Below are 21461 nucleotides of genomic sequence, written 5' to 3'. Positions count from 1 at the left end.
ACACCTGTAGGAAATGAACGATTTTCTCTGTCAGAAATGGATTACACAAAAGCGAATAAATTAGTTGAATTAATACCAATTACTCAATGGAATTACGTTTTTTCAGGTTCCATTACGCGAATTTGCCAATCTGGAATCATTTAAACACTGACGGTTAAAAATAAAAATACACAATAGGCCACACAACGTATGCCGGCCATTTAAAACGCCAGCTTTGATTTTTGCTCTTTATTTTTGGAATAATTATGGGGACATTTTACCCTGACCCATTAAAAAACAAACTTTATCTGGGCTGTTTATTTTTTCTGGAAATAGGCTGTTTTACCTTATCTTCATCACTGTATGCCAAACCGACAGGCACTGCATTAAGCATCAGCCAGCAGCGCGAACAGGCGGTGCAACTGGCAAAGCAGGGTAAACTTCCGCAAGCCATTGCCACCTTGCAGCAACTGCACCGCCAAGCGCCGAAAGACCTGAAAGTAACGGCTGACCTGATTGTGCTGTTAAGGCTGGCTGGCAAAAATCAGGCAATTGCACAGTTAACCCAAACCGGCCAGTTACAACAGCAGGCTTTACAGTTGCCTGCCTATGTTAGAATGGCCTGGATTGGAGGTTTGCGCGATAGCCAGCAACCAAAGCTTGCCTATCAGGTGGCACAGCAGATCATGGCACATCAGTCATTGTCCAATCAAGCACCACAGCTTGATGTACTCTATTATGCGACGCTGGCTGCTGAAGCGGGTCAAAGCACTGATGCCCGTGCAACGCTTGATCGTATTCAGCCGGCTACTTTGAAAACAGCAGATCAGTATGCACAACTGGCCTATATTTATCGTTTACTGGGTGATGCAGGGCAGGGTCTGACCTATGCGGATCAGTCACTGGCAATACAGCCAAGCCATAAACTGGCACTCACCCAAAAGCGGTTACTTCTAGGCCAGCAGGCGGTCAAGCTGGCTAGCCAGCGCCAGTTTGAACCAGCCATTAGCCAGCTTTACCAATTACATCAGCAAAATCCTGATGATTTAAAGACAACTGCTGATTTAATGGTGGTACTGCGACTAGCTGGCCGCAATGCTGAACTTGTAAGACTGGCGCAGCAAGAAAAATTAACCACCAAAATAAATGATATTCCTGCCTATGCGTACAAATCCTGGTTAGATGCCCTGCGTGACCAGCAACAGTTTCAGGCGGCATTTGAATTGGCCCGGCAAATATATAACCAATCTGAACAGCAGCCTACAGGGCAAGCACCATTTGATCCTTGGTATTACGCCACATTGGCCGCTGAAGCCGGGCAAACCGCAGTGGTGCAGCAACTGCTTGGCTCATTACAGCAGGGCACGCTCAATGCCGACCAATATGCACAACTGGCGTATATCCAGCGTTTGGCCGGTCTTTCAGGACAGGCAGTAGTTTCCAGCCAGCAGGCACTGGCCTTGAATCCGCAGCAGCGACTGGCTCTGGAGCAGCAGTTTGTTGCACTAAGAAATCTGGATCGGGTTACCGAAGCTTACCAGTTGGCACAACAGCATCCCGAAGTTTTTCCAGCAAGTGCGGTTTGGCTGGTTAAGGCAGATATACTGAGTTTGAACATGCAAGCAGCGCTCAAACAAAAGGATCAGCTGGAACTACAGGGCAAATACCAGCAGGCCGCTCAGCTCATAGACCAAAACCTGTTGGCCCTACGACAGGCACTGGATCAGCTCAATAAAAACCAGAATGAATATGCACCGCTGTTTAATGATTACCTGTATGCCTTGCGGGTGCGTGAGCGCATGCCGGAGCTGATTGCCGAGTACCAGCAACTGTCGGTGAGTGAGCAATTCCAGTTACAGCCCTATGCCAAGCGTGCCGTGGCTGATGCCTATCTGGCCACCAAACAGCCCGTGCAGGCGCATGAGATTTATCAGTATTTGCTGGAAAATCTGCCACAGCCGGATGCTGAACTGTTTATTGCCGATTACTATGCTTTGATTGAGCAGGAAAAATACCAGCAGGCCAGTGATGTACTGGTCAAACTGGACCAGCAATTTCCTACTATGGCAGCCAGTATGACGGATCTGGAAGCCCGCAAGACCCGGGTGCGTGTGGAGCAAATGCTGGCACTGGATGCAGCTTACCGTAACCAGCTGGACATTGCTGTGCCAAAGCTACAGCAACTGGTTCAGGATAACCCTGACAATACCAGCTTGGCCAATGATTATGCCACCATTTTGAACTGGCGTGGTTTGCCGCAGGCCGCTGAACAGGTGGTACAGCAGGCGTATGAAAATGCGCCGCACAGTGTGACACTGGATTTAACCCATGCCAGCAATGCCCGTGACTTGCAGGACTATGCAGGCTGGCAGGATGCGCTGGAGAAGGCAAGCCAAAAAACACCAGAAAGTTCCAGTGTGATTAAGGCACAGCAGGAATGGCAGGATCGCCAGCGTGTCACCCTGCAAAGTGACCTTAAAATTGCACACAGCAAGGCTGATGCGCGAACCTTAAGCAGTGTGAATGGGAGCCATGACCGTGAGTGGCATACCCGGCTTAATAGTCCGTGGCTGGACAATCGCTGGCGAATTTTTGTGGATCATCAGGATCGCTGGGCTGACCTTGAACCAGCGCATCAGCGTGACCAGCGCTTGGGCCTTGGGGCAGAGTGGCAGCAGGATCGCAAAAATGCCTGGGTTTTAGTCAATCAGCAACTGGATAATCACTCTGGCCAAAGTCAGTCCGGGCAAAGCTCAAATTCCCAGAAAACCGGCTTTAGTGCAGGCTGGGGACACTGGCTCAATGACCATTGGCGCTACCGGCTGGGTTATGAGCATAACTCGGCACAAATTCCGCTACGGGCGCTGGAAGCAGGCCTGGATGCCAATGGCTATCAGGCGGGCGTGGACTGGCGACAGCATGAATCACGCAGTGCGTCGTTTAGCTATCAGGCACTGGACATTAGCGATGGCAATCTCAGACAGTCGGTGTCGGGGGCTTTCAACCAGCGCTTGTTTGCCAATGAAAAGCACATTACCACGGGTGGGCTGGAAGCGTTTTATGAAAACAACAGCCAGCCCGGTGGCAGTTATTTTAACCCGGATCATAACCTGAGCTATGGCATCAATCTGGATCATGACTGGATGACCTGGCGCGGTGATGAACAGCAGTCCTTTAATCAGCATTTTGAACTGGGTACGGGCATTAACCAGCAAGCCGGGTTTTCCGGTAAAGCCTATGTGAATGCGCTGTATCAGCATGAGTGGCAGTTGAACCGGCGCTGGCAAATCAATTATGGCATTGGCTGGGGCAGTCAGGTTTACGACGGCAACCGTGAACAGCGTACCTATGGGGTGCTGGGGCTGAGTGGCGCTTTTTAATGAATAACCACAATAAAAACCATTTATCGAGTATGAAGCATGTTTATTGATGCCCTGAACTGGCTGCAAAATTTATCGGTGCGCAATGCGCTATTTGCCTTTGCGTTTTACTATCCCTTGCTGATGGCCTGGCTGTGGATCATTGGTGGCATCTGGTTTTATTTGCGACGCGAACTGCATCGTCCTGCCTTGCCGAAATTTGACCAGACTGCGCCGGGCTGTAGCATTTTAATTCCCTGCTATAACGAAGAGCAGCATGTTACAGATACCATCCGTTTTGCACTGGCCACCCGTTATCCCAACATTGAAGTCATTGTGATTAATGATGGTAGCACCGACCAGACCGAGCAAATTGTGGAGCAACTGGCCGCACAGGACTCTCGTATCCGGATCGTGCATTTGACCAATAATCAGGGCAAGGCATTTGCATTACGGGCAGGCGCACTGGTTAGTCAGCATGAATATCTGGTGTGTATTGATGGCGACGCCTTGCTGCATCCCTATACCGTGCACTGGATGATGGATCACCTGCTAAGTGGCCCACGGGTTGGTGCAGTGACTGGTAATCCACGCATCATTAACCGTTCCAGTTTGCTTGGCAAGATTCAGGTTGGCGAATTTTCGTCCATTATTGGCTTGATCAAGCGGGCACAGCGTACCTATGGCCGTATTTTTACCGTATCGGGTGCCATTGCCGGATTCCGTAAAACCGCATTGCACCGGGTAGGCTACTGGAGTGAAAACATTGTGACCGAGGACATTGATATTTCATGGCGCCTGCAACTGGATCACTGGGATATCCGCTACGAAGCGCAGGCATTGTGTTACCTGTATATGCCGGAAACGCTGAAGGGCTTATGGAGCCAGCGCTTACGCTGGGCACAGGGTGGGGTTGAGGTGTTGCTTAAATATGGCAAGGCGCTGTTTCACTGGAAGTCGCGCCGTTTCTGGGGCGTGGCCTTTGAATACCTGCTTAGCGTGGGCTGGTCGTATGCCATGCTGATTATTTTTATTTTGTACTTTAGCGGCCTGGTGGTTGACCTGCCGGAAAGCTGGTATGTGGCCAGCATTTTGCCGCAGGTCTATGGGCTTTTTCTGGGCGTAACCTGTCTGGTGCAGTTTTTTATCAGCCTGTGGATGGACCGCCGCTATGATCAGGGCCGGATATTACGCAACTATATCTGGGTGATCTGGTATCCATTGCTGTACTGGATTTTGTCCATGTTAACCACCGTGGTGGCCTTACCCAAAGCCCTGCTCAAGCGCTCAAAAAAACGTGCCCGTTGGGAAAGTCCGGACCGTGGCATTAGTGTTTAACCTTACCACTTACTGAAATTTTAACGTTTAATTGGCTTAGGTGAGAGAAAAATGGGCAGTGAGAACAAGATGGGCATTGAAACGATTCTGGATAAAAACTTTAAACATGAAAACGTGGTGTTGCCAGCATTTATTGACCGTCCGGATTTGCAAAGCTGGTCGCAACGCGGCGTTTTTGGCATGCTTGCAGCCGCAGGATCGATGGTATGGCTGTATCTCTTTATTCCCTTGCTGAGCCTGCTGGCATGGTGGTTTGGCTGGCATCGGTTTGACCAGTACATTATTCATGATTATGAACATGGTTTTACCCAGCATTTAACCAGTCTGGTGGCGGTGATCATGATTCTGGGACTGCTGCTGCTGGCATGGGCGTCGTATAATATTCTGCGCTTTTATAATAAAGAGCGCCGCCATGCCATGCCGGACGTCCAGCCCAGTGACATGGCACACTTTTATGAGCTTGAAACCCATATGGTTGAGCAGGCACAGGGCGCACAGATCAATTTATTTTTTTATGACCGACAGGGCAAGATTGTCAATATGGCTTTCCCTGTGCTAGAGCAGGCAGCCCAACCGGATAAGAAAAGCTGAATGCGCAACTATAAGGCAGCTTTACTAAAATCCTGCCTTGCCCATGCAGAGCAGGACACGTTTATTTAAGCATCAGGTCGATTCAATGCGGATAATTCTGCCCTGATCATCATGGTGTACCACACAAATGGTTTGCGCGCGGCCTGTTTCAATCTGTTCAGGCTGGATACCAAAGTGACTGGCATAGTCGTCAAGCGTGCGTGCTACCGGATTTTTAACCTTGTGGGAGGGAAGCGTACTCCACAACAGTAAGGCAGCCACTGCGGAAAACAGCGCGGTCATATAATCCTCAAAACTGGCCATGTTGAGGAAATGCAACAATGCCGCCGGATGCTTGACACTCATCACCCAGGTAAAAATCAGCACAGGACGCCAGAGCAGCAACCAGATGCCCCACATCATGGCGGTTGAAGTATCGGAAAATAAACGCTGATGCCAGCGGAGTTGCTGGCGGGCATCGATAATTAATGCGTGATTCATGCTATTCACTATGATTTATTGAGGGGGTCTAACACCACGGTCTGGGCTAACCCAGCGTGCCCGTTTACCTTCGCGGCGTAATAATACTTTAGGAAAGGCCACAATGGTAGAGCAAATATTAATCATCCAGAATACCAGTGGATACCAGATCATCCAGTAATAGTTGCGACCAAGGCGGGACTCATAACGGCTGTCCATCCATTTGCTTAAGGCAAATTGCAATAGGCAGGTTGCCCCTAAAAATACACCCGTACCATGCGGCACAAATGGCGAGCCTACTATCGGCAAGGTGTGTACCGGCAGGATAAAGCTCAGTAACCACAGCACAGCCACCAGCAGCATCAGGTATGACCACACCAGCGACAGGCACAATTCCAGCATCAGTGGCCACAGGAAGTTCTGTTGTGGCTTGAAAAAGACATCCAGATTTTTCAGCAGTACCTGCGCACCACCCATAGCCCAGCGCAGGCGCTGTTTCCACAGGCCGTTCAGGGTTTCCGGCATGAGAATCCAAACCAGTGCATTGGGTTCAAACTGGATATCCCAGCCTGCGCGTTGCAGTTTCCAGGTGATATCAATATCTTCGGTCAGCATATCAGCCGACCAGTAGCCCACGTCATGCACGGCACTTTTGCGAAAGGCAGTAATCACTCCTGACACGGTAAACAGGCGACCAAAACTGCGCTGCGCCCGCTTGATCATGCCCACAATGGACGAAAATTCACCGACCTGAATCTTGCCCAGCAGGGTGGTGCGGGTGCGGATACGCGGATTGCCAGTTACCGCCGCAACGGTTGGATCTTTGACAAAATGGCGCACCATCCAGTGCACTGCATGCGGGTCAAGCAGGGCATCACCATCAATACCAATCAGGTACTCGGCTCTGGCCAGCAAACTGCCAGCCTGGAGTGCCATCGCTTTACCCTGATTACGCGCCAGATGCACCACCTTGAGCCTATCATATTGGCCTGCCAGCCGGTTGAGCACGTCGGCGGTATTGTCGGTGCTGCCATCATTAATGGCAATCACTTCAAAATCCGGATATTGCAGCGCCATTGCATGCCGGATGGTTTCTTCGGCATTATCACCTTCGTTAAAGCAGGGAATCAGCACACTAACCGCAGGGGGCTGTTCCAGTACAGGTGGCGTCTGGTATGGCGGTTCCTTGCGTTCGCGTCGATAAAACAACAGCGCGCCCATCATCCATAAATAAGACATGAACAAAGGGTAAAAAAATACAAAACCCAGCAGCAACTGCCATACGTGTTCAGGGTGACTAAGCATTAGACATTACCTTTTAGGGCAGGGCTGCACTGGTTTTACTGTCAAATACCCGGCGCAGAATGGCTGGGTCCGGGTGATCCTTGATCGGGTCATCCGGATAATAGCCAACGTGGCGTACCCCTTGTAAATACAGCTTGCTAATGGTGTTGGCGATTTCGTCCGTGGACACAGGTGTATTGCTACGCCAGTCAGTAGCCTGAAGTTCAAATACAGTTTTTTTCAGGCCTTGCGGATAGCTTTTGACCCGCTTGACGATACTGCTATAAAACGCATCAGGGTCTTTGACCTGTTCCATATAAGGCATGGCCATAATGGCAGTAAAGTCATAATCGCGCAGGGAGTTTTCCAGTGATTGTGCATACCAGTTTTCTGCATAGGCTTTTAAGGCCACCTGTGCATACAGGTTGCGTGCCGTCAGCAGGCAGGGTTGCTGCTTGCGCACCTCTGCCGCCAGTGACAGGGCAAATTCATCCAGTGTCTGGGTTTTGAGCGCGGTCCATTTTTGCAGCAGGGCATCATTACCCCGAATGGCACTCAAGTCATCAGGCAGGCCCCAGGCTTGGTACTGTGCTTTGGCCTTGGGACTGGCATCTTCATAGTCCGACATGGTGACATCATCATGAAACAGGATGCCATCAAACGGGACAGACTTGGCCAGATCCTGATAAATCTCGCTAATGGTTTGCCGGGCCAGTGCCGAAAAGGGCGACAGGCGATGATAGCCCATATTCAAATGCTGGCTGTTTTTGCCTTGTTCCGTGACCACAATATCTTTTGAGGCTGGGTCACTGTCCGGCAGTTCCCATGCCAGCAAAGGCATCCACGCATACACGCGTTTTACTTGTGTGCGGGTACGGATTTGCCACGCTACCCGGTTAAACAGGTCTGCCCGCATAGGCAAATGCCGGTTGGGAAAATACACCATATCGGCTGAGCCATTGGCATCTGGGTCAGAAAACGCTTGCAGGTAAACCGTATTGACATGCATGGCGGCAATCCGGTCCAGCAAATGGCCCAGATTGCGTTCCTGTTGCTCCGGGCCTGGATCATAAATATAGTCCAGATCCACATGCATGATTTTCTGGGCACGGTTGTTGTCCGTGAGCTGCTGCTCGCGAATGCTGATTTCATGGCCCAGATCAGCAGGCGTCATGCTGCTGTCTACCAGAATGCGGCGCAACACCGAGAGCGGGGTGGACGGCAGATTTGGCCCGTCATCCAGTGTAAAGGTAATAGGCATACCCAACTGGCTGGCTAAGTCCAGCGCATCATTATTATAGCGACCATATGGCCAGACCATAATCCGTGGTTTTTTCAAGCCATGTTTAATGAATAAATCATTGTTGGTCTTAAAATCATTGTACAGGCGCATCCGGTAAGCCTGATCCGGTTCATAGGTTCTGGTAGCCGGGTCATACAGGCGCGCAGTAACGGCAGGCTGCATATTGCCCTGTGGATTGGCCAGAATCCCATCGTGCAGGTCATAAGTGTGGCTGGCAATTTCCACCAGACCGCTATCACTCATTTCGCGCAATTGGGCCCAGCTAAACATGCTGTTGCGGCTAATGGTCTTTCCATCAAAATCCACCGGTTGATTTTCTGGTGGCAATAGCCAGTTGCCAACTAGTGCCAGGACAACCGGAATTTTGTAGTGTTTGATCAGGGGATAGGCATGCTGATAAAACGACGCATAGCCGTCATCAAAGCTCAGCAGCACAGCCTTGGCCGGAAGTGGCTTTTTACCCGCACGCGCTGCCAGCACATCATCCATGCTAACAAACTGGAAACCATGGTTTTTTAGCCAGATCACCTGTTGTTCAAACTGTTGCGGAGTAACAGCATAATCGGGAATCAGGGCTTGCTGCGGGGCTGCAATTTCATGGTAGCCGATAATGGTCAGTTCGGCAGGCATGGCAACAGATGATTTATTGGAAGTCTGGTTTGAAGCGATGGGTTTGGCATAGCCGGGCACAATAAAAGCAATACACAGCACCACCGACAAAAAAGATAAAAGCCGCGTCATAAGACACACTCAAAAAGACAAAAATCACCAGGCTGCAATAGCGCAGGTGAATGAAAAACCAGGAGCATCAGGATTGAAAATACTGCAAATCAGTTAGCCAGTAAAACCATGCAATGAATGCGCGCATCATATACCCAAGCGCTGAAAAATAATGATGAATTTTTGAAGAAATCGCTACTTTATCGTAATTTTTCCAGCCAAGGGTTTAAGGCTGCTAAAGCCCATTAAAGTTCTAATGTTAACTATTTTTAATTTCTAGGCTAAAAAATGTAGTTTGGTTAAACAATGCAGGGATTCTAAACCAGCAGTTGCCTTATAATTAAGCCCTTAATACAAACCTGTTAGTCCTGCAATCACTTGTCTGATGTTGAGTCTTTTATGTCGAGTTTAAATTCGTCCCAACTGATGAATTCTGCTTCCAACCGTTCTGGTTATTCATTGCTGTGGGTGATTGTCGCACTGGCGCTGGGTGGTTTTGGTATTGGTACTACTGAATTTGTGGCAATGGGGCTGATTCAGGAAATTGCACAAGGTGTTGGCGTTACGGTGCCGGTAGCAGGCCACATGATTAGCGCCTATGCGCTCGGGGTTGTAGTTGGCGCGCCAGTCATTGCCATTATGTGTGCTCGCGTGCCACGCAAGGGTTTGCTGCTGGCACTGATGCTGTTCTTTACCGTGGGCAATGCGGCCACCGCCTTTGCACCGGATTTTAATAGTCTGGTGATTTCGCGCTTTATTGCTGGTTTGCCGCATGGTGCTTATTTTGGTGTGGCGGCGCTGGTGGCTGCTACGCTGGCCGGGCCTGCCAGACGCGCACAGGCTGTGGCGCATGTGATGCTGGGCCTGACCATTGCTACCGTGATTGGCGTACCCTTTGCCACATGGCTGGGGCAGCATCTGGGCTGGCGTAGTGGCTTTGTGTTTGCCGCAGCAATTGGCGCACTCACCATTTTGGCCATTACCGTGACCTTACCCAAAATAGCCATAGCTACCGATGCCAGCATACAAACCGAACTGGCAGGCTTAAAAAATCGCCAGATGTGGCTAACACTGGGCATTGCCGCGATTGGTTTTGGCGGATTATTTTCAGTGTATACCTTTGTGTCACCCTTGCTAACCCATTATACCCAGGTCAGCATTCGCTATGTGCCTGTGGCCTTGGCCGTGTGGGGCCTAGGCATGGTCAGTGGCGGTCTGGTTGGCGGCTGGCTGGCTGATCGCGGCATGAAAAAAGCGCTATACAGCATTGTGTTTAGCATGATTGCAGCTTTTGCCATTGCTCCTTTTATGATGCAAAATTTTTACAGTGCATTAATAGCGCTATTTTTAATGGGTGCAACCGGCATGGCACTGGGGCCAGCTTTGCAAACCCGGCTGATGGATGTGGCGGGTCAGGCGCAAACACTGGCAGCTTCATTAAATCATTCAGCCTTTAACATTGCCAATGCACAGGGCGCCTGGCTGGGCAGTATGGTGATTAGTGCTGGCTATGGCTGGCTTGCGCCAATATGGGTAGGAGTTGGCTTAAGTATTGGTGGGCTGGTGATGCTGATGATTTCCCTAAAGCTCGATAAACAGCCGCTGGACAAGCAGCTACTGGATAAGCAACCTAGGCATTAAATCCAAAATCTGGCAATGATTAGTTTTTATATTACCAATAATTCAAACAGCCCGTATTCAAAAGCGGGCTACTCATTTCAACTGACGCTTTAACCCTGCCGTGCCTTAAAACGCGGGTTACTTTTGCAAATCACATAAAGCTTGCCACGGCGACGAACCACCTGACAATCTGCATGGCGTTTTTTGGCACTTTTTAAGGAAGATAAAACCTGCATGATGCATACTCAAATTTATTCATTAATTATGTTATAACATAACAATAATGATTTGTATAGCTGGAAGTATTAGAGGCGGCTCAAGATATTAAGTCCACCGACAAAAACCCATAAAAAAGCCTTAAGCCAATGACTTAAGGCTAAATGATAGCGGTCAATCCAGCGTTAATTAAAACCGGAATAGGCCCAATGCATTTTTTACTTCATCCAGCGTTTGCTGGGTGACCACCTGTGCCTTTTGCGTGCCTTCGCGCAGCACATCCATCACATAGGCCGGGTCTTGGGCAAACTGGTTACGGCGCTCGCGAATCGGTGCAATCATGGCGACCAGTCGCTCATACAGGCGTTTTTTCAATACTGAATCGCCCAAACCACCACGCTGGTAATGCGCTTTTAGCTCGGCAATTTCTTCAGGGAATTCATCAAAGGCATCCAGATAGGTAAATACCACGTTGCCTTCAACCTGTCCCGGATCACTCACTTTTAAATGGTTCGGGTCGGTATACATTTTATTGACGGCTTTTTTGATGTCATCATCACTGGCATTCAACACTATGGTATTGCCCAGTGATTTGCTCATTTTGGCCTTGCCATCAAAACCGGGCAGACGCGCCACGTTGGACAGCATGGCCTTGCATTCCGGCAAAATGTCCCGTCCCACCTGACGGTTAATACGGCGTGCAATTTCATTGGTTTGTTCAATCATGGGAATCTGGTCTTCACCCACTGGCACCAGCGTGGCCTTAAACGCGGTAATATCCGCCGCCTGTGCCACCGGGTAGCACAAAAAGCCTGCCGGAATGTCGCGCTCAAAACCACGCAGCACAATTTCCTGCTTGATGGTGGGGTTGCGCTCCAGCCGTGCTACCGTCACAAAGTTCAGGTACAGCATGGTTAGCTCAGACAGCGCAGGCACGCAGGATTGCACAAAAATAGTGGTTTTGGTTGGGTCGATGCCCACTGCCAGATAATCCAGTGCCACTTCCAGCACATTACGCTGCACTTTTTCCGGGTTATCAAAGTTATCAGTCAGGGCCTGTGCATCAGCCAGCAGCAAAAACTGATGATGCGTATCCTGCAACGTGGTACGGGTTTTTAATGAGCCAGCATAATGTCCAAGATGAAGTTGTCCCGTGGTTCGGTCACCGGTTAATACAATAGGACGATTGTCAGTAGTACTGCTCATAAATCCAGTTCCGCTTTCATAATAATGAGTGATTGTGGCAGGCCAAGGCTGCAAATATGCGGGTATTGTAGAGGCTTCATACCATTTTTGTTGTATATAATTTGAGCGAATTGTGCCTTTTACCAAATTAATTTAAATTAGAAACCCTATTACCTAGATTACCGCGCACATGGCTACCTGAAACGCTGCTACGTGACAAAGCTGTATCAACCTTAAATACGAGTCTGGCCAAAACTGGTATTCAAGCCTTTAGATTCAAGATATCCCATGACAACCATAAACCGATGATAGCAATGAAAACAAATTATCCAGATAAACTCACTACAAAAACAGCCTTTTTTATGCTGGCTATAAGCGTGGGCTTAGCGTTGGGAGTTCGCCAGCCAGCCATGGCAGCCACTCAACTGCTGGCGATGTCTGATCATGCTTCAGTAGAAAAACCGCAACCAGTACAATCCCCGCGTGCCATTTACCGGGGACGGGTGAAACCAGAACCACCGCAATTACCGTTCTATCGTCAGGTCATTAGCGAGTCACCGGGTTATCATCGCTATAGTACACACCCGCGCAATGAACGACGGACAGGCGGGCAGCGTCCACAGATAGCTGCAAAACTGTATTATCAGGCGCCCAGCACGACCATTATCAATCGGCAGGTTGAAGTCATTGCCCCGCAAAATGCCACTAGCGACGTGTATTTTAATCAGGATACCTATTATCTATATCCGTCGGGTTCGGGCAGTTATCATCCGGCCCAGCGTTATATTCCACCCGTTATTCCAGTCAGTCGTGATCCGCAAGCTACTGAGAACCGGGCCAAGCAATGGACAGATAAGGCAGATTTCAATCCATGATAAAAGCCATATTTAAAGATTGATCCAGCAGAAAAGCTGATGAGGATTGTGGCAGGAATCAGCTTATTCATCAGAGCACGGCAAAAATTCCTAGTGATGTGAAAAAGCTAATTAAAACTGCATATAACCTTTAAGCTTTTCAACGTTCCGGTTTTAAATTGTGAAGAAGCTTTTTGTCCAGATTTTAGTCATGCTTTGCAAAAAATAATCTTTTTACAGCAATTTATGGATAGAACTAAAATTTAAAATTCCGTATGTTAGCGCTAATTAAATCATTGAGTAGAACAAGATGGCTGGAGCCAGTTTACTGACTTTACTGGATGACATCTCCACAATTCTGGATGATGTGGCACTCATGAGCAAAATGGCGGCCAAAAAAACTGCCGGGGTACTGGGTGATGATCTGGCACTCAATGCCCAGCAAGTGAGCGGGGTACGGGCTGAGCGTGAAATTCCCATTGTCTGGGCTGTGGCCAAGGGTTCCTTTATTAACAAGGTCATCCTGGTGCCACTGGCGTTATTGATTAGCGCATTCTGGGAGCAGGGTGTTCTGTTGCTACTGATGCTGGGCGGCCTATACCTGTGTTATGAAGGAGTAGAAAAACTGGCGCACAGTTTTTTCCATCGCAAGGATAAAACCACAAGCGAAGACGGCACGGTTGAAAAAAAAGCAGAGCTGAACATTAACAATCTGGCCCAGTTTGAAAAAGAAAAAACCAAGGGAGCCATCCGCACCGATTTCATTTTATCTGCTGAAATTATTGTGATTAGTCTGGGTACAGTGGCCGATGCACCGCTACTTGATCAGCTTATTGTGTTGAGTATTATTGCAGTGGTCATGACTGCCGGCGTCTATGGGCTGGTGGCAGGCATCGTCAGGCTGGATGATGCAGGCTTTTACTTGATGAAAAAACCCGGTTCATTGGCCAAACGCATTGGTCAGGGCTTGATCAGCTTTGCCCCTTACCTGATGAAAACCCTGTCGGTTGTTGGCACGGCGGCAATGTTTCTGGTGGGTGGCGGTATTATTGCGCATGGCGTACCGTTGTTTCATCACTGGATTGACAACCGTGCTGAGGCAGCGGGTGGCATTCCGGGTTTTGGCCAGTTGTTTGAAGCCTTGTTGCCTACCGTGTTAAATGGCCTGTTGGGAATTGTGGCCGGTATTATTGTTTTGGTTATTGTGAGTCTGGGCCAGAAAATCTGGACATCGGCGCGGTCTTAAGCCAGTTATTTACCGTAGTGGGTAAAATCAGTTTCAACATCATCGATAGACAAGGGGTGCCTCATGCGCTGGAAAGGACGTCGTGAAAGTAATCAGGTTGAAGACCTGCGTGGCAACTCCGGCACAGGCCTGGGCGGTGGTGTAGCTCCGCTTGCCCTGATGGCAATTTTTTCCCGGCTTGGGGTAAAAGGCACCATTGTGGTGGTGATTCTGGGCCTGATTGTCTGGAAAGTATTTGGTATTAATCCGCTGGCCATGCTGGGTGGACAATCAGCAACCCAGCAGGTTTCACAGCCGTATCAGGAAAGCGCGGAAGATGCACAAACCCGGCAAATGGTGAGTGTGGTTCTGGCGGATACTGAAGACACTTGGCAGCAAATTTTTGCCAGCGCTGGCAAGCAGTATCAAAAACCCATGCTGGTGTTGTTCCGTAATGGGGTGCAATCCGGTTGTGGCGCAGCACAATCTGCCATGGGGCCGTTTTATTGCCCGGCCGACCAGAAAGTGTATATTGATTTGTCGTTTTTTCAGCAAATGCGCCAGCAAATGGGCATTAGCGGTGATCAGCAAAACAGTGCAGAAAACCCCAATAGCAATCAGGCTGGTGACTTTGCCGAAGCCTATGTGATTGCCCATGAGGTGGGCCATCATGTCCAAAACCTGCTGGGCATTTCCAGCCAGGTGCAACAGGCACGCCAGCAAGCTAGCGAAACACAGGGCAATGCCTTGTCCGTCCGGCAGGAATTGCAGGCTGACTGTTATGCCGGCGTGTGGGCCCATCATAATCAGCAGCGCACCCAGTTCTTACAGGCTGGCGATGTAGAAGAAGCCATGGATGCTGCGCATAAAATTGGTGATGACTATCTGCAAAAACAGGCACGGGGTTACGTGGTGCCGGATAGCTTTACCCATGGGACTAGCCAGCAACGGGCACGCTGGTTTAATACCGGTTTAAACACAGGTGATTTAAATCAATGTGATACATTCAATATCCCGCAGTTGTAACAAAATATGTATAATGGGATAATGATTTGCTACTGAAATAAAATCAAAAACAGCGTATAAGATAAACAATGGATCGTGTGTGATGCCGATCCTTTATAAAGGAGTGGTTTGATGAGAATCAAACATCTGTTAGGTATAGGGCTTTTGATGCTGGGCATGGCTCAGGCCTGGGCTGCGCCAGTTGAATACACAGCGGGCAGCGCACATCAGGGCAATGTTCAGGGCAATGACATGGATTGGCGTTGCAATGGTGGCAGTTGCAAGGCCAGTGGTGGTGCTTCAGGTAGCGAGGCAGACATGAAAGCCTGTCAGGCACTGGCCAAACAGGTTGGGCCACTGGGTTATTTTAAATCCAATGCTGGCACAGACTGGTCGCCTTCCAAAAACTCCAACCGCATGGCGCTGTGTAATTCTGCAGTAGCCTTTAAGTAAGGCAGGCAAGGGATTAAAGGTTTTATCAAGCTTTTAATCAATACCTGCTTTATGAACAGTAGATCAAAAAAGCACTTTTTATTAGTGCTTTTTTTGTGCCCTATGTTTGGTAGGGTATACAGAATTTAAGGTAACTACAGTTGCTATTAGATGCTAACTACTTGCCCAACAGACTAAATTTTTAAGCCAGTCAGTTGATTTACCACCTTTAATTACAGTTCTGTCAAAAGTTTCGGGCATAATTTACTGCAATCATTTCGCGCTATTATTGTAAGAATCCGATGTCTACATCCAGAACTACTCCTGACAATTTGCACCCACAAGCAGCGCTGAGCCGGAGCATGGTCATGCTCATGGCGTTCACCACTGGTATTGCAGTGGCCAGCAATTATTATGCACAGCCGTTACTACACAGCATTGCTGATTATTTTCAGCTCTCGTATGCCAGTGCCGGGATTATTGTCACGGTGGCTCAGCTATCTTATGCCTTGGGGCTGGTGCTATTGGTTCCGCTGGGCGATTTGTTTGAGCAGCGCCGCCTGATTATTAGCATGTTGCTGTTATCAACCAGTGGGTTGCTGCTGAGCGCCTTGTCGCAAAATATCTGGATGCTGTTTATTGGCACCAGTATTACCAGTTTTTTCTCGGTGGTGGCGCAGGTGATTGTACCGTTAGGCTCTGCATTGGCCAGTCCGCATCAGCGTGGGCAGGTAGTGGGCATTATCATGAGTGGCCTGCTGCTGGGTATATTGCTGGCGCGCACGGTGGCAGGCTTTTTATCGGATCTTGGCAACTGGCGTACCATTTACTGGTGCGCAGCTGCCGTGTTGTTATTGACTACGATGGTGCTGTACCGTCATTTGCCGGTGCGGCGTCAAAATGCCGGGCTGACCTATCCACAGCTGTTGGCGTCCATCTTCATCTTCTTTAAAACTGAAAAAGTGTTTCTGTGGCGCTCAATCATTGGTGGGCTGATTTTTGCCTGTTTCAGTATTTTATGGACACCGCTGGCTTTTTTACTGTCGGAAGCCCCGTTTGGCTTTTCGGATTTTATGATTGGCCTGTTTGGTCTGGCCGGAGTGGCTGGTGCGCTGGCGGCCACCAAAGCAGGCAAGATGGTGGATCAGGGTAAATCAACGCAAACCACCACGCTGGGCTGTATTTTGCTGATGTTGTCGTGGATTCCGCTATACTTTGGCGGATATTCGGTGATTGCGCTGATTATTGGCATTATTGTGCTGGATTTATGTGTGCAACTGGTACACGTGGTTAACCAGAATATTATTTACCAGATCAAGCCGGAAGCCCGGAATCGCCTGAATGCAGGTTATATGCTCAGTTATTTTATTGGCGGGGCTTTGGGATCGCTAGCTTCAGCATGGATGTACCAGCATTATGCCTGGGCTGGGGTTTCCGCGCTTGGCTTACTGCTAAGCAGCATGGCGCTATTGGTCTGGCTGGCTACGCGGCATTATGAAAAAGCTGCCTGACAACACAGTATAGCCTTAAGCCTGCATTTCTATAGATAAAAGTTTCCTAGCTTAATCATCAGGATATCGCCTTTTTTTAGTGAATCAGGTATTAATAGGCCATTTAGTCCAATGGAGCATCGCATGCCAGTAACAAGCCCGTTGCCACCAGAAAATAGCGGTATTATTGCCCCAGCGCCCTGGCAGCTTAACGGCAAAGGCTACGTGGTGGCTGTCTGGATGCCTTATCCAAACAATACAGCAGATAAACCCGAAGTAGATAAATCAAAAGCAAAACCAGCAAGAAATCTGTTCGTAACGCTGGCTAAAAAAGCAGGCCGCCTGAGGCCACATGGTCGTGTGCAACTGCTGATTTTTGCCCACTATCGCCAAAGTGATGTCGGGCCTTATGATGAACTATTGCATATTCCGCACCTGAGCCACGGGATAGTGGCGGGTTATCCATCCATTGATAAAATTTATGTATCAACTATGGCATCAGTCATTAATGGTCAGCAAAACTGGGGCATTTCCAAGCAACTGGCTGAGTTTGATTATCAACAGGACAGCGCGGCAACCCAATTGCAGGCTGAATCCATACAGCTGAAAACACTAGACCAGCAAGCCATTGCCCAAATTGAACTACAAGCCAACCGCTTTACATTTCCGGTGAGCACTGCGCTAATTCCAGCACGCTTAAGGACGCTAGTGCAGGACTGGGGTGGCAAACGCTTTTATACAGCGCCGGAAGCCAGCGGTCAGGCCTGTTTGGCCACTATAAAAAACTGGTGGTTTGATCCGTTTTACTTCCCGGATTTAAGCCAGGGCAAGGTGCTGGCCGCTTTTAAAATGACTCATTTTAAAATGACATTTCCACCAGCCACAATGACCCAAGCGAATTTGGCCCAACCGGGTTAAGTCAGCAGATTGCAGCGCTTGAAACACGTTTAGGGCTTTAAATTTTTATTAAACAGAACCATCTGTTAGCAACACATAAGGAATCCATTGTGCAAAAGAACCGGCTTGAAGCCTTTAGTGATGGCGTGCTGGCCATTGTCATTACCATTATGGTGCTGGAGCTTAAAGTGCCGCATGGTTCAGACCTGCATGCGCTTACGCCATTAATTCCTGTGTTTTTAAGCTATATCCTGAGCTTTTTATACATTGGCATTTACTGGAATAATCACCATCACCTGCTGCATGCCACTCACCATATCAATGGCCGGGTGTTATGGGCCAACCTGCATTTGCTATTCTGGCTGTCACTATTGCCGTTTAGCACTGGCTGGATGGGGGAAAATCATTTTAATGCGCTGCCCACCGCGGTTTATGGGGTGAATCTGGCGGCTTGTGCCGTGGCTTACTGGATGCTGGTTCATAGTATTACCTGTGCTGCGGAAGAAAATAACACCTTGCGCTTTGCCATTGGCCGCGATTATAAGGGCATTTTTTCAGTGATTGGTTATTGTCTGGCGGTACCGCTGGCATTTTATTATGAATGGCTGGCCCAACTGATTTATCTGGCGATTGCATTGCTTTGGGTAATTCCAGACAGCCGGATTGAAAAAAATATGGCCAAAAATCCCGTTTAAAAATTGCGCTCAAAAAGAGATTGGTTTTACAGTAAATGATTGCTGAACTGGTCTATTGCAGCCAGTTCAGCATATGTCATTCAATAGCAGTTAGGCAGGATATGATGTATCCAGTTGCTGTGCCAGACGGCCAAGCTGTTCCACCAGTCCTGTAGACGCGGGTAGCAGAGGAAAATGGAGTTGATTGGCGATATGGCCCTGTTGTGCCAGCAAGCCTTTGAGTGGCGCAGGGTTAGGTTCAGCAAATAACTGCTGGATTAATGGAGTGACACTGGCAAAAATCTGCCGTGCTTTAGCCAATTGACCCGCTTGAATCGCCTGCATCATGCTGACATATAAATCTGGCCGGATATGCGTTGCTGCTGCAATGGCTCCGTGTCCACCCATGCACAGAGTATTAAAAATATTGAAATCTTCACCCGTCAGCACTTGCAGATTGCCAGCGTCGATTAAGGCCTGAGTGATTGTCGGTGATCCCGCACAATCCTTGATGGCCTGAATATTCGGATGACGCGCCAGCGTTAATAGCGATGACAGTTCCATGCGAATGCCTGTGCGATAGGGAATTTCATAAATTACCAATGGTTTTTCACTGATATCCGCTAGCCGGCTAAAGTAATCAACCAGCCCCTGTTGCGAAGGCCGGATATAGCTGGGCGAGCTAAGCATAATCCCTGCAATGTCATACTGGTTGAGCTGGCGTATGCGTTCACAGGCTGCTTTAAAAGTACTGGCAATTAGCCCGGCAATGACGGGTAAACCTTGCGCTGCGGTTAAGGTTGTATCAAGTACGGCATCCTGTTCTTCAGCGTTCAGTAACGAGGCTTCACCCGTGGTACTTAAGCTGGCAAAACCACGAATGCCGCTGCTTCGGTACTGTGCAACCAGTTGGGACAGGGCGGTATGATCCACCCCCTCATCGTCAGAATGCAGTGGGGTAATGAGGGGAATCCAGATTCCGGAAAAATCAAAAGACATGAGCGTTCTCTAAGCAATACTGACCGGCTTAGGGGACATCAGATGGTGGGAAGTTGTTTGTAGCGTAGGGCTTTGCACTGTTCCGTCACTCATCTGACGGAACAGTTGCCCCGATCAGATCAGCAACTGTTTCTTGTGTTTAGGCTGGTTAATGTGCAGGCAAGCCTGTTTGCCACGGCATTGTTCTGATTGAAATAATGCATGGAATACACAGCTTGAGGAATGCAGCGTTAAATGGGCCATCGGTTGAATATAGGCAGTTGACTGCTCAAAGGCAATCTGGTTTTTCAAATGCAGCTTTTTAAGCATTTAAAACAAGCCAGCTATTTAAAATTAGTTGATCCGCAGCTCACTGGGCGAAATGCCATACATGCTTTTAAATTTCACTGCAAAGCGTGAGGCTGATTCATAGCCGCAATGTTCTGCCACCCTGCTAATGGGTAAATCAGTGGTTTGCACCATGCCCAGCGCCACGGTAAAACGCACTTCATCCAGCACTTGCCGAAAACTGCTGCCTTCCTCGGCCAGTTTGCGCCGAATGGTGGATTCGCCCAAGTGCAGCCAGTGGGCAGCATCTGCCAGTTTCCAGTCCAGCCCGCACTCTCTTAAAAACAATTGCTGTAATTTATGCCGCAATTGATGCTGTTCAATCACCAGCAGGTTTTCCAGCAGCACACTCCCTTCCAGCGCCAGTAACAGACCCTGGGCAAAATGCTGTTGCACCGGCCAGGAAAGCGGCTGCTGAATACTGTGGGTCAGGGTTTGCCAGCAAAAATCCAGTTCTGAGGTAATTGGCATGGATAGGGATGTAATGACAGGCGCCGAAGGTTGAAGCGTACCTGCATGCGCCTGCCGCATTAATTGATACTGGTGAATCAGTGGTAGGGGAAAGCTAACGATTTCAGCTTTATAAAGCTGCTGTTCAGGATGGTTTTCAATATCAACCACAGCACCTGCCGGAAATAGCAGCAGGTCGCTGGAAGTGACTTTTAATGCCTGTTGTTGCCAGTGCAAAATTTTATGTCCCTGAATAATACGGCACAGGGCAGGTGCCAAGATATGCACTCGCCGGATATGCTGCTGCTGTCTGGCCCGGATGGTGGCAAAGTCCATCTGGCTATTTTGCAGCAGCATTTGCTCAGAGGCAGGCAGTAACTGAGCAACCATCACTTAGCGACCATAAGTTGCAGTCAGGCTGGCTGTGGCCAGTTTGTGCGCGTTCAACATAAAACCAATCATGGCAGCACTCATATTCCGGGTTACATGTAGTTTATCAGTATCCAGTGCCCAGACGGTTAGAATATAGCGATGCGGCTTATCGCCAGCCGGAGGACAGGCACCGCCAAAGCCAAAATCATTGCGACCCTGCATGCTGCCGACTGGCAAGTTGCTGTGTTTACTACCTGCACCCGTAGGCAATTGAAGAATAGTGGCGGGAATGTTGACCACTGTCCAGTGCCACCAACCGCTGCCAGTGGGCGCATCAGGATCATACAGCGTAATGGCAAAACTTTTACTGTTGGCTGGTGCATGTTGCCATGAAAGTTGTGGTGACAGATTTTTACCAGTACAGCCAAAACCATTAAACACCTGATTCATGGCTAAGGGTTGCTGTGCATTCATGTCATGGCTGCTGACAGTAAAATCATCGGCAAAGGCAGGAGTGGTACTCAGGAGCAGGGCTAATAAGGCAGATATTTTTTTCATGGATCAGCGCTCTGGATCATGTGGATGATGCAAACCAGTATAATGACAGGGCAAATTGCTGCCATACCAGAGTAGCTTGCTGACTGTGCAGAAACGCTCATTCTGCCGCTTGAATGATCCGCTT

The 21461-nt window shown here is 48.9% G+C and carries 20 protein-coding genes; 11 read left to right on the top strand and 9 right to left on the bottom strand.

What is annotated here, in order from left to right:
* The first annotated feature begins 245 nt into the window (after positions 1-245).
* Genes pgaA through pgaD (Q337_RS0109600) form a run of 3 tightly spaced genes read left to right on the top strand, consistent with a single transcriptional unit; the run spans position 246 to position 5267 of the window.
* Positions 246-3359 carry a poly-beta-1,6 N-acetyl-D-glucosamine export porin PgaA gene (pgaA, locus tag Q337_RS0109610; RefSeq protein ID WP_026471417.1) on the top strand — a complete coding sequence of 1038 codons (3114 nt, stop codon included), beginning with the start codon at positions 246-248 and terminating at the stop codon, positions 3357-3359.
* Between the two features lie 39 nt (positions 3360-3398).
* On the top strand, positions 3399-4676 hold the full coding sequence (gene pgaC / locus Q337_RS0109605; protein WP_051526763.1) for a poly-beta-1,6-N-acetyl-D-glucosamine synthase: 1278 nt from the start codon (positions 3399-3401) through the stop codon (positions 4674-4676).
* 51 nt (positions 4677-4727) lie between these two features.
* Positions 4728-5267 carry a poly-beta-1,6-N-acetyl-D-glucosamine biosynthesis protein PgaD gene (gene pgaD, locus Q337_RS0109600; RefSeq protein WP_026471415.1) on the top strand — a complete coding sequence of 180 codons (540 nt, stop codon included), beginning with the start codon at positions 4728-4730 and terminating at the stop codon, positions 5265-5267.
* A gap of 72 nt (positions 5268-5339) precedes the next feature.
* Here the strand turns inward: pgaD (Q337_RS0109600) and pgaD (Q337_RS0109595) are convergent, their stop codons facing one another.
* Genes pgaD (Q337_RS0109595) through pgaB form a run of 3 tightly spaced genes read right to left on the bottom strand, consistent with a single transcriptional unit; the run spans position 5340 to position 9054 of the window.
* Positions 5340-5747, bottom strand: a complete 408-nt coding sequence (gene pgaD, locus Q337_RS0109595; RefSeq protein ID WP_026471414.1) for a poly-beta-1,6-N-acetyl-D-glucosamine biosynthesis protein PgaD — start codon at positions 5745-5747, stop codon at positions 5340-5342.
* A gap of 15 nt (positions 5748-5762) precedes the next feature.
* Entirely contained in the window at positions 5763-7031 is a 1269-nt protein-coding gene (gene pgaC / locus Q337_RS0109590; RefSeq protein WP_026471413.1) for a poly-beta-1,6-N-acetyl-D-glucosamine synthase, read from the bottom strand.
* A 13-nt stretch (positions 7032-7044) separates the two neighbouring features.
* Positions 7045-9054: a poly-beta-1,6-N-acetyl-D-glucosamine N-deacetylase PgaB gene (gene pgaB, locus Q337_RS0109585; protein WP_084494790.1), complete on the bottom strand. Its 2010-nt coding sequence runs from the start codon at positions 9052-9054 to the stop codon at positions 7045-7047.
* Between the two features lie 378 nt (positions 9055-9432).
* On the opposite strand from pgaB, the gene Q337_RS0109575 reads away from it, so the two are divergent.
* Positions 9433-10674 carry an MFS transporter gene (locus Q337_RS0109575; RefSeq protein WP_407636766.1) on the top strand — a complete coding sequence of 414 codons (1242 nt, stop codon included), beginning with the start codon at positions 9433-9435 and terminating at the stop codon, positions 10672-10674.
* 89 nt (positions 10675-10763) lie between these two features.
* On the opposite strand, the gene ykgO is transcribed toward Q337_RS0109575, so the two are convergent.
* Both ykgO and trpS read right to left on the bottom strand, forming a co-directional pair.
* On the bottom strand, positions 10764-10889 hold the full coding sequence (ykgO, locus tag Q337_RS0109570) for a type B 50S ribosomal protein L36 (protein ID WP_026471410.1): 126 nt from the start codon (positions 10887-10889) through the stop codon (positions 10764-10766).
* 169 nt (positions 10890-11058) lie between these two features.
* Complete coding sequence (trpS, locus tag Q337_RS0109565) at positions 11059-12075, bottom strand: tryptophan--tRNA ligase (RefSeq protein WP_026471409.1); 1017 nt, start codon at positions 12073-12075, stop codon at positions 11059-11061.
* Between the two features lie 293 nt (positions 12076-12368).
* Here trpS and Q337_RS0109560 point away from each other — a divergent pair, with 293 nt between their 5' ends.
* The 7 genes from Q337_RS0109560 (at position 12369) to Q337_RS0109530 (ending at position 18652) form a co-directional block, all read left to right on the top strand.
* On the top strand, positions 12369-12929 hold the full coding sequence (locus Q337_RS0109560) for a hypothetical protein (RefSeq protein WP_026471408.1): 561 nt from the start codon (positions 12369-12371) through the stop codon (positions 12927-12929).
* 289 nt (positions 12930-13218) lie between these two features.
* Positions 13219-14154: a DUF808 domain-containing protein gene (locus Q337_RS0109555; protein ID WP_026471407.1), complete on the top strand. Its 936-nt coding sequence runs from the start codon at positions 13219-13221 to the stop codon at positions 14152-14154.
* Between the two features lie 63 nt (positions 14155-14217).
* Positions 14218-15159, top strand: a complete 942-nt coding sequence (ypfJ, locus tag Q337_RS0109550; protein ID WP_026471406.1) for a KPN_02809 family neutral zinc metallopeptidase — start codon at positions 14218-14220, stop codon at positions 15157-15159.
* A 111-nt stretch (positions 15160-15270) separates the two neighbouring features.
* Positions 15271-15591, top strand: coding sequence for a hypothetical protein (locus Q337_RS0109545; RefSeq protein ID WP_156935766.1), 321 nt, complete (start codon positions 15271-15273; stop codon positions 15589-15591).
* 281 nt (positions 15592-15872) lie between these two features.
* On the top strand, positions 15873-17081 hold the full coding sequence (locus tag Q337_RS0109540) for an MFS transporter (protein WP_051526762.1): 1209 nt from the start codon (positions 15873-15875) through the stop codon (positions 17079-17081).
* A 123-nt stretch (positions 17082-17204) separates the two neighbouring features.
* Positions 17205-17978: a hypothetical protein gene (locus Q337_RS0109535; protein ID WP_156935765.1), complete on the top strand. Its 774-nt coding sequence runs from the start codon at positions 17205-17207 to the stop codon at positions 17976-17978.
* An 89-nt stretch (positions 17979-18067) separates the two neighbouring features.
* Complete coding sequence (locus tag Q337_RS0109530; RefSeq protein WP_026471402.1) at positions 18068-18652, top strand: TMEM175 family protein; 585 nt, start codon at positions 18068-18070, stop codon at positions 18650-18652.
* 90 nt (positions 18653-18742) lie between these two features.
* Here Q337_RS0109530 and dapA read toward each other — a convergent pair whose 3' ends face one another.
* The 4 genes from dapA to Q337_RS0109510 form a co-directional block, all read right to left on the bottom strand.
* Complete coding sequence (dapA, locus tag Q337_RS0109525; RefSeq protein ID WP_026471401.1) at positions 18743-19630, bottom strand: 4-hydroxy-tetrahydrodipicolinate synthase; 888 nt, start codon at positions 19628-19630, stop codon at positions 18743-18745.
* Positions 19631-19744: 114 nt separating this feature from the next.
* Positions 19745-19939, bottom strand: a complete 195-nt coding sequence (locus tag Q337_RS0109520; protein ID WP_026471400.1) for a hypothetical protein — start codon at positions 19937-19939, stop codon at positions 19745-19747.
* 24 nt (positions 19940-19963) lie between these two features.
* The gene (locus Q337_RS0109515) at positions 19964-20797 is read right to left on the bottom strand and encodes a helix-turn-helix transcriptional regulator (RefSeq protein ID WP_026471399.1); all 834 of its coding nucleotides are present in this window, start codon (positions 20795-20797) and stop codon (positions 19964-19966) included.
* A 3-nt stretch (positions 20798-20800) separates the two neighbouring features.
* Positions 20801-21337 (bottom strand): YbhB/YbcL family Raf kinase inhibitor-like protein, encoded by a 537-nt coding sequence (locus Q337_RS0109510; RefSeq protein ID WP_026471398.1) that lies wholly within the window; start codon positions 21335-21337, stop codon positions 20801-20803.
* Between the last annotated feature and the right edge of the window lie 124 nt (positions 21338-21461).

This window comes from Alkanindiges illinoisensis DSM 15370 (genome assembly GCF_000619845.1).
In the GTDB taxonomy this organism is placed as follows: Bacteria; Pseudomonadota; Gammaproteobacteria; order Pseudomonadales; family Moraxellaceae; genus Alkanindiges; species Alkanindiges illinoisensis.
Note: the sequence above shows the minus strand (reverse complement) of the source record. Positions and strands in the feature narration are given on the sequence as shown.

Bases quoted from the DNA above. Each gene is read 5' to 3' on its own strand.
- pgaA (WP_026471417.1), top strand. From the start codon at position 246: ATGGGGACATTTTACCCTGACCCATTAAAAAACAAACTTTATCTGGGC.
- pgaC (WP_051526763.1), top strand. From the start codon at position 3,399: ATGTTTATTGATGCCCTGAACTGGCTGCAAAATTTATCGGTGCGCAAT.
- pgaD (WP_026471415.1), top strand. From the start codon at position 4,728: ATGGGCAGTGAGAACAAGATGGGCATTGAAACGATTCTGGATAAAAAC.
- pgaD (WP_026471414.1), bottom strand. From the start codon at position 5,747: ATGAATCACGCATTAATTATCGATGCCCGCCAGCAACTCCGCTGGCAT.
- pgaC (WP_026471413.1), bottom strand. From the start codon at position 7,031: ATGCTTAGTCACCCTGAACACGTATGGCAGTTGCTGCTGGGTTTTGTA.
- pgaB (WP_084494790.1), bottom strand. From the start codon at position 9,054: ATGACGCGGCTTTTATCTTTTTTGTCGGTGGTGCTGTGTATTGCTTTT.
- Q337_RS0109575 (WP_407636766.1), top strand. From the start codon at position 9,433: ATGTCGAGTTTAAATTCGTCCCAACTGATGAATTCTGCTTCCAACCGT.
- ykgO (WP_026471410.1), bottom strand. From the start codon at position 10,889: ATGCAGGTTTTATCTTCCTTAAAAAGTGCCAAAAAACGCCATGCAGAT.
- trpS (WP_026471409.1), bottom strand. From the start codon at position 12,075: ATGAGCAGTACTACTGACAATCGTCCTATTGTATTAACCGGTGACCGA.
- Q337_RS0109560 (WP_026471408.1), top strand. From the start codon at position 12,369: ATGAAAACAAATTATCCAGATAAACTCACTACAAAAACAGCCTTTTTT.
- Q337_RS0109555 (WP_026471407.1), top strand. From the start codon at position 13,219: ATGGCTGGAGCCAGTTTACTGACTTTACTGGATGACATCTCCACAATT.
- ypfJ (WP_026471406.1), top strand. From the start codon at position 14,218: ATGCGCTGGAAAGGACGTCGTGAAAGTAATCAGGTTGAAGACCTGCGT.
- Q337_RS0109545 (WP_156935766.1), top strand. From the start codon at position 15,271: ATGAGAATCAAACATCTGTTAGGTATAGGGCTTTTGATGCTGGGCATG.
- Q337_RS0109540 (WP_051526762.1), top strand. From the start codon at position 15,873: ATGTCTACATCCAGAACTACTCCTGACAATTTGCACCCACAAGCAGCG.
- Q337_RS0109535 (WP_156935765.1), top strand. From the start codon at position 17,205: ATGCCAGTAACAAGCCCGTTGCCACCAGAAAATAGCGGTATTATTGCC.
- dapA (WP_026471401.1), bottom strand. From the start codon at position 19,630: ATGTCTTTTGATTTTTCCGGAATCTGGATTCCCCTCATTACCCCACTG.
- Q337_RS0109520 (WP_026471400.1), bottom strand. From the start codon at position 19,939: ATGCTTAAAAAGCTGCATTTGAAAAACCAGATTGCCTTTGAGCAGTCA.
- Q337_RS0109515 (WP_026471399.1), bottom strand. From the start codon at position 20,797: ATGGTTGCTCAGTTACTGCCTGCCTCTGAGCAAATGCTGCTGCAAAAT.
- Q337_RS0109510 (WP_026471398.1), bottom strand. From the start codon at position 21,337: ATGAAAAAAATATCTGCCTTATTAGCCCTGCTCCTGAGTACCACTCCT.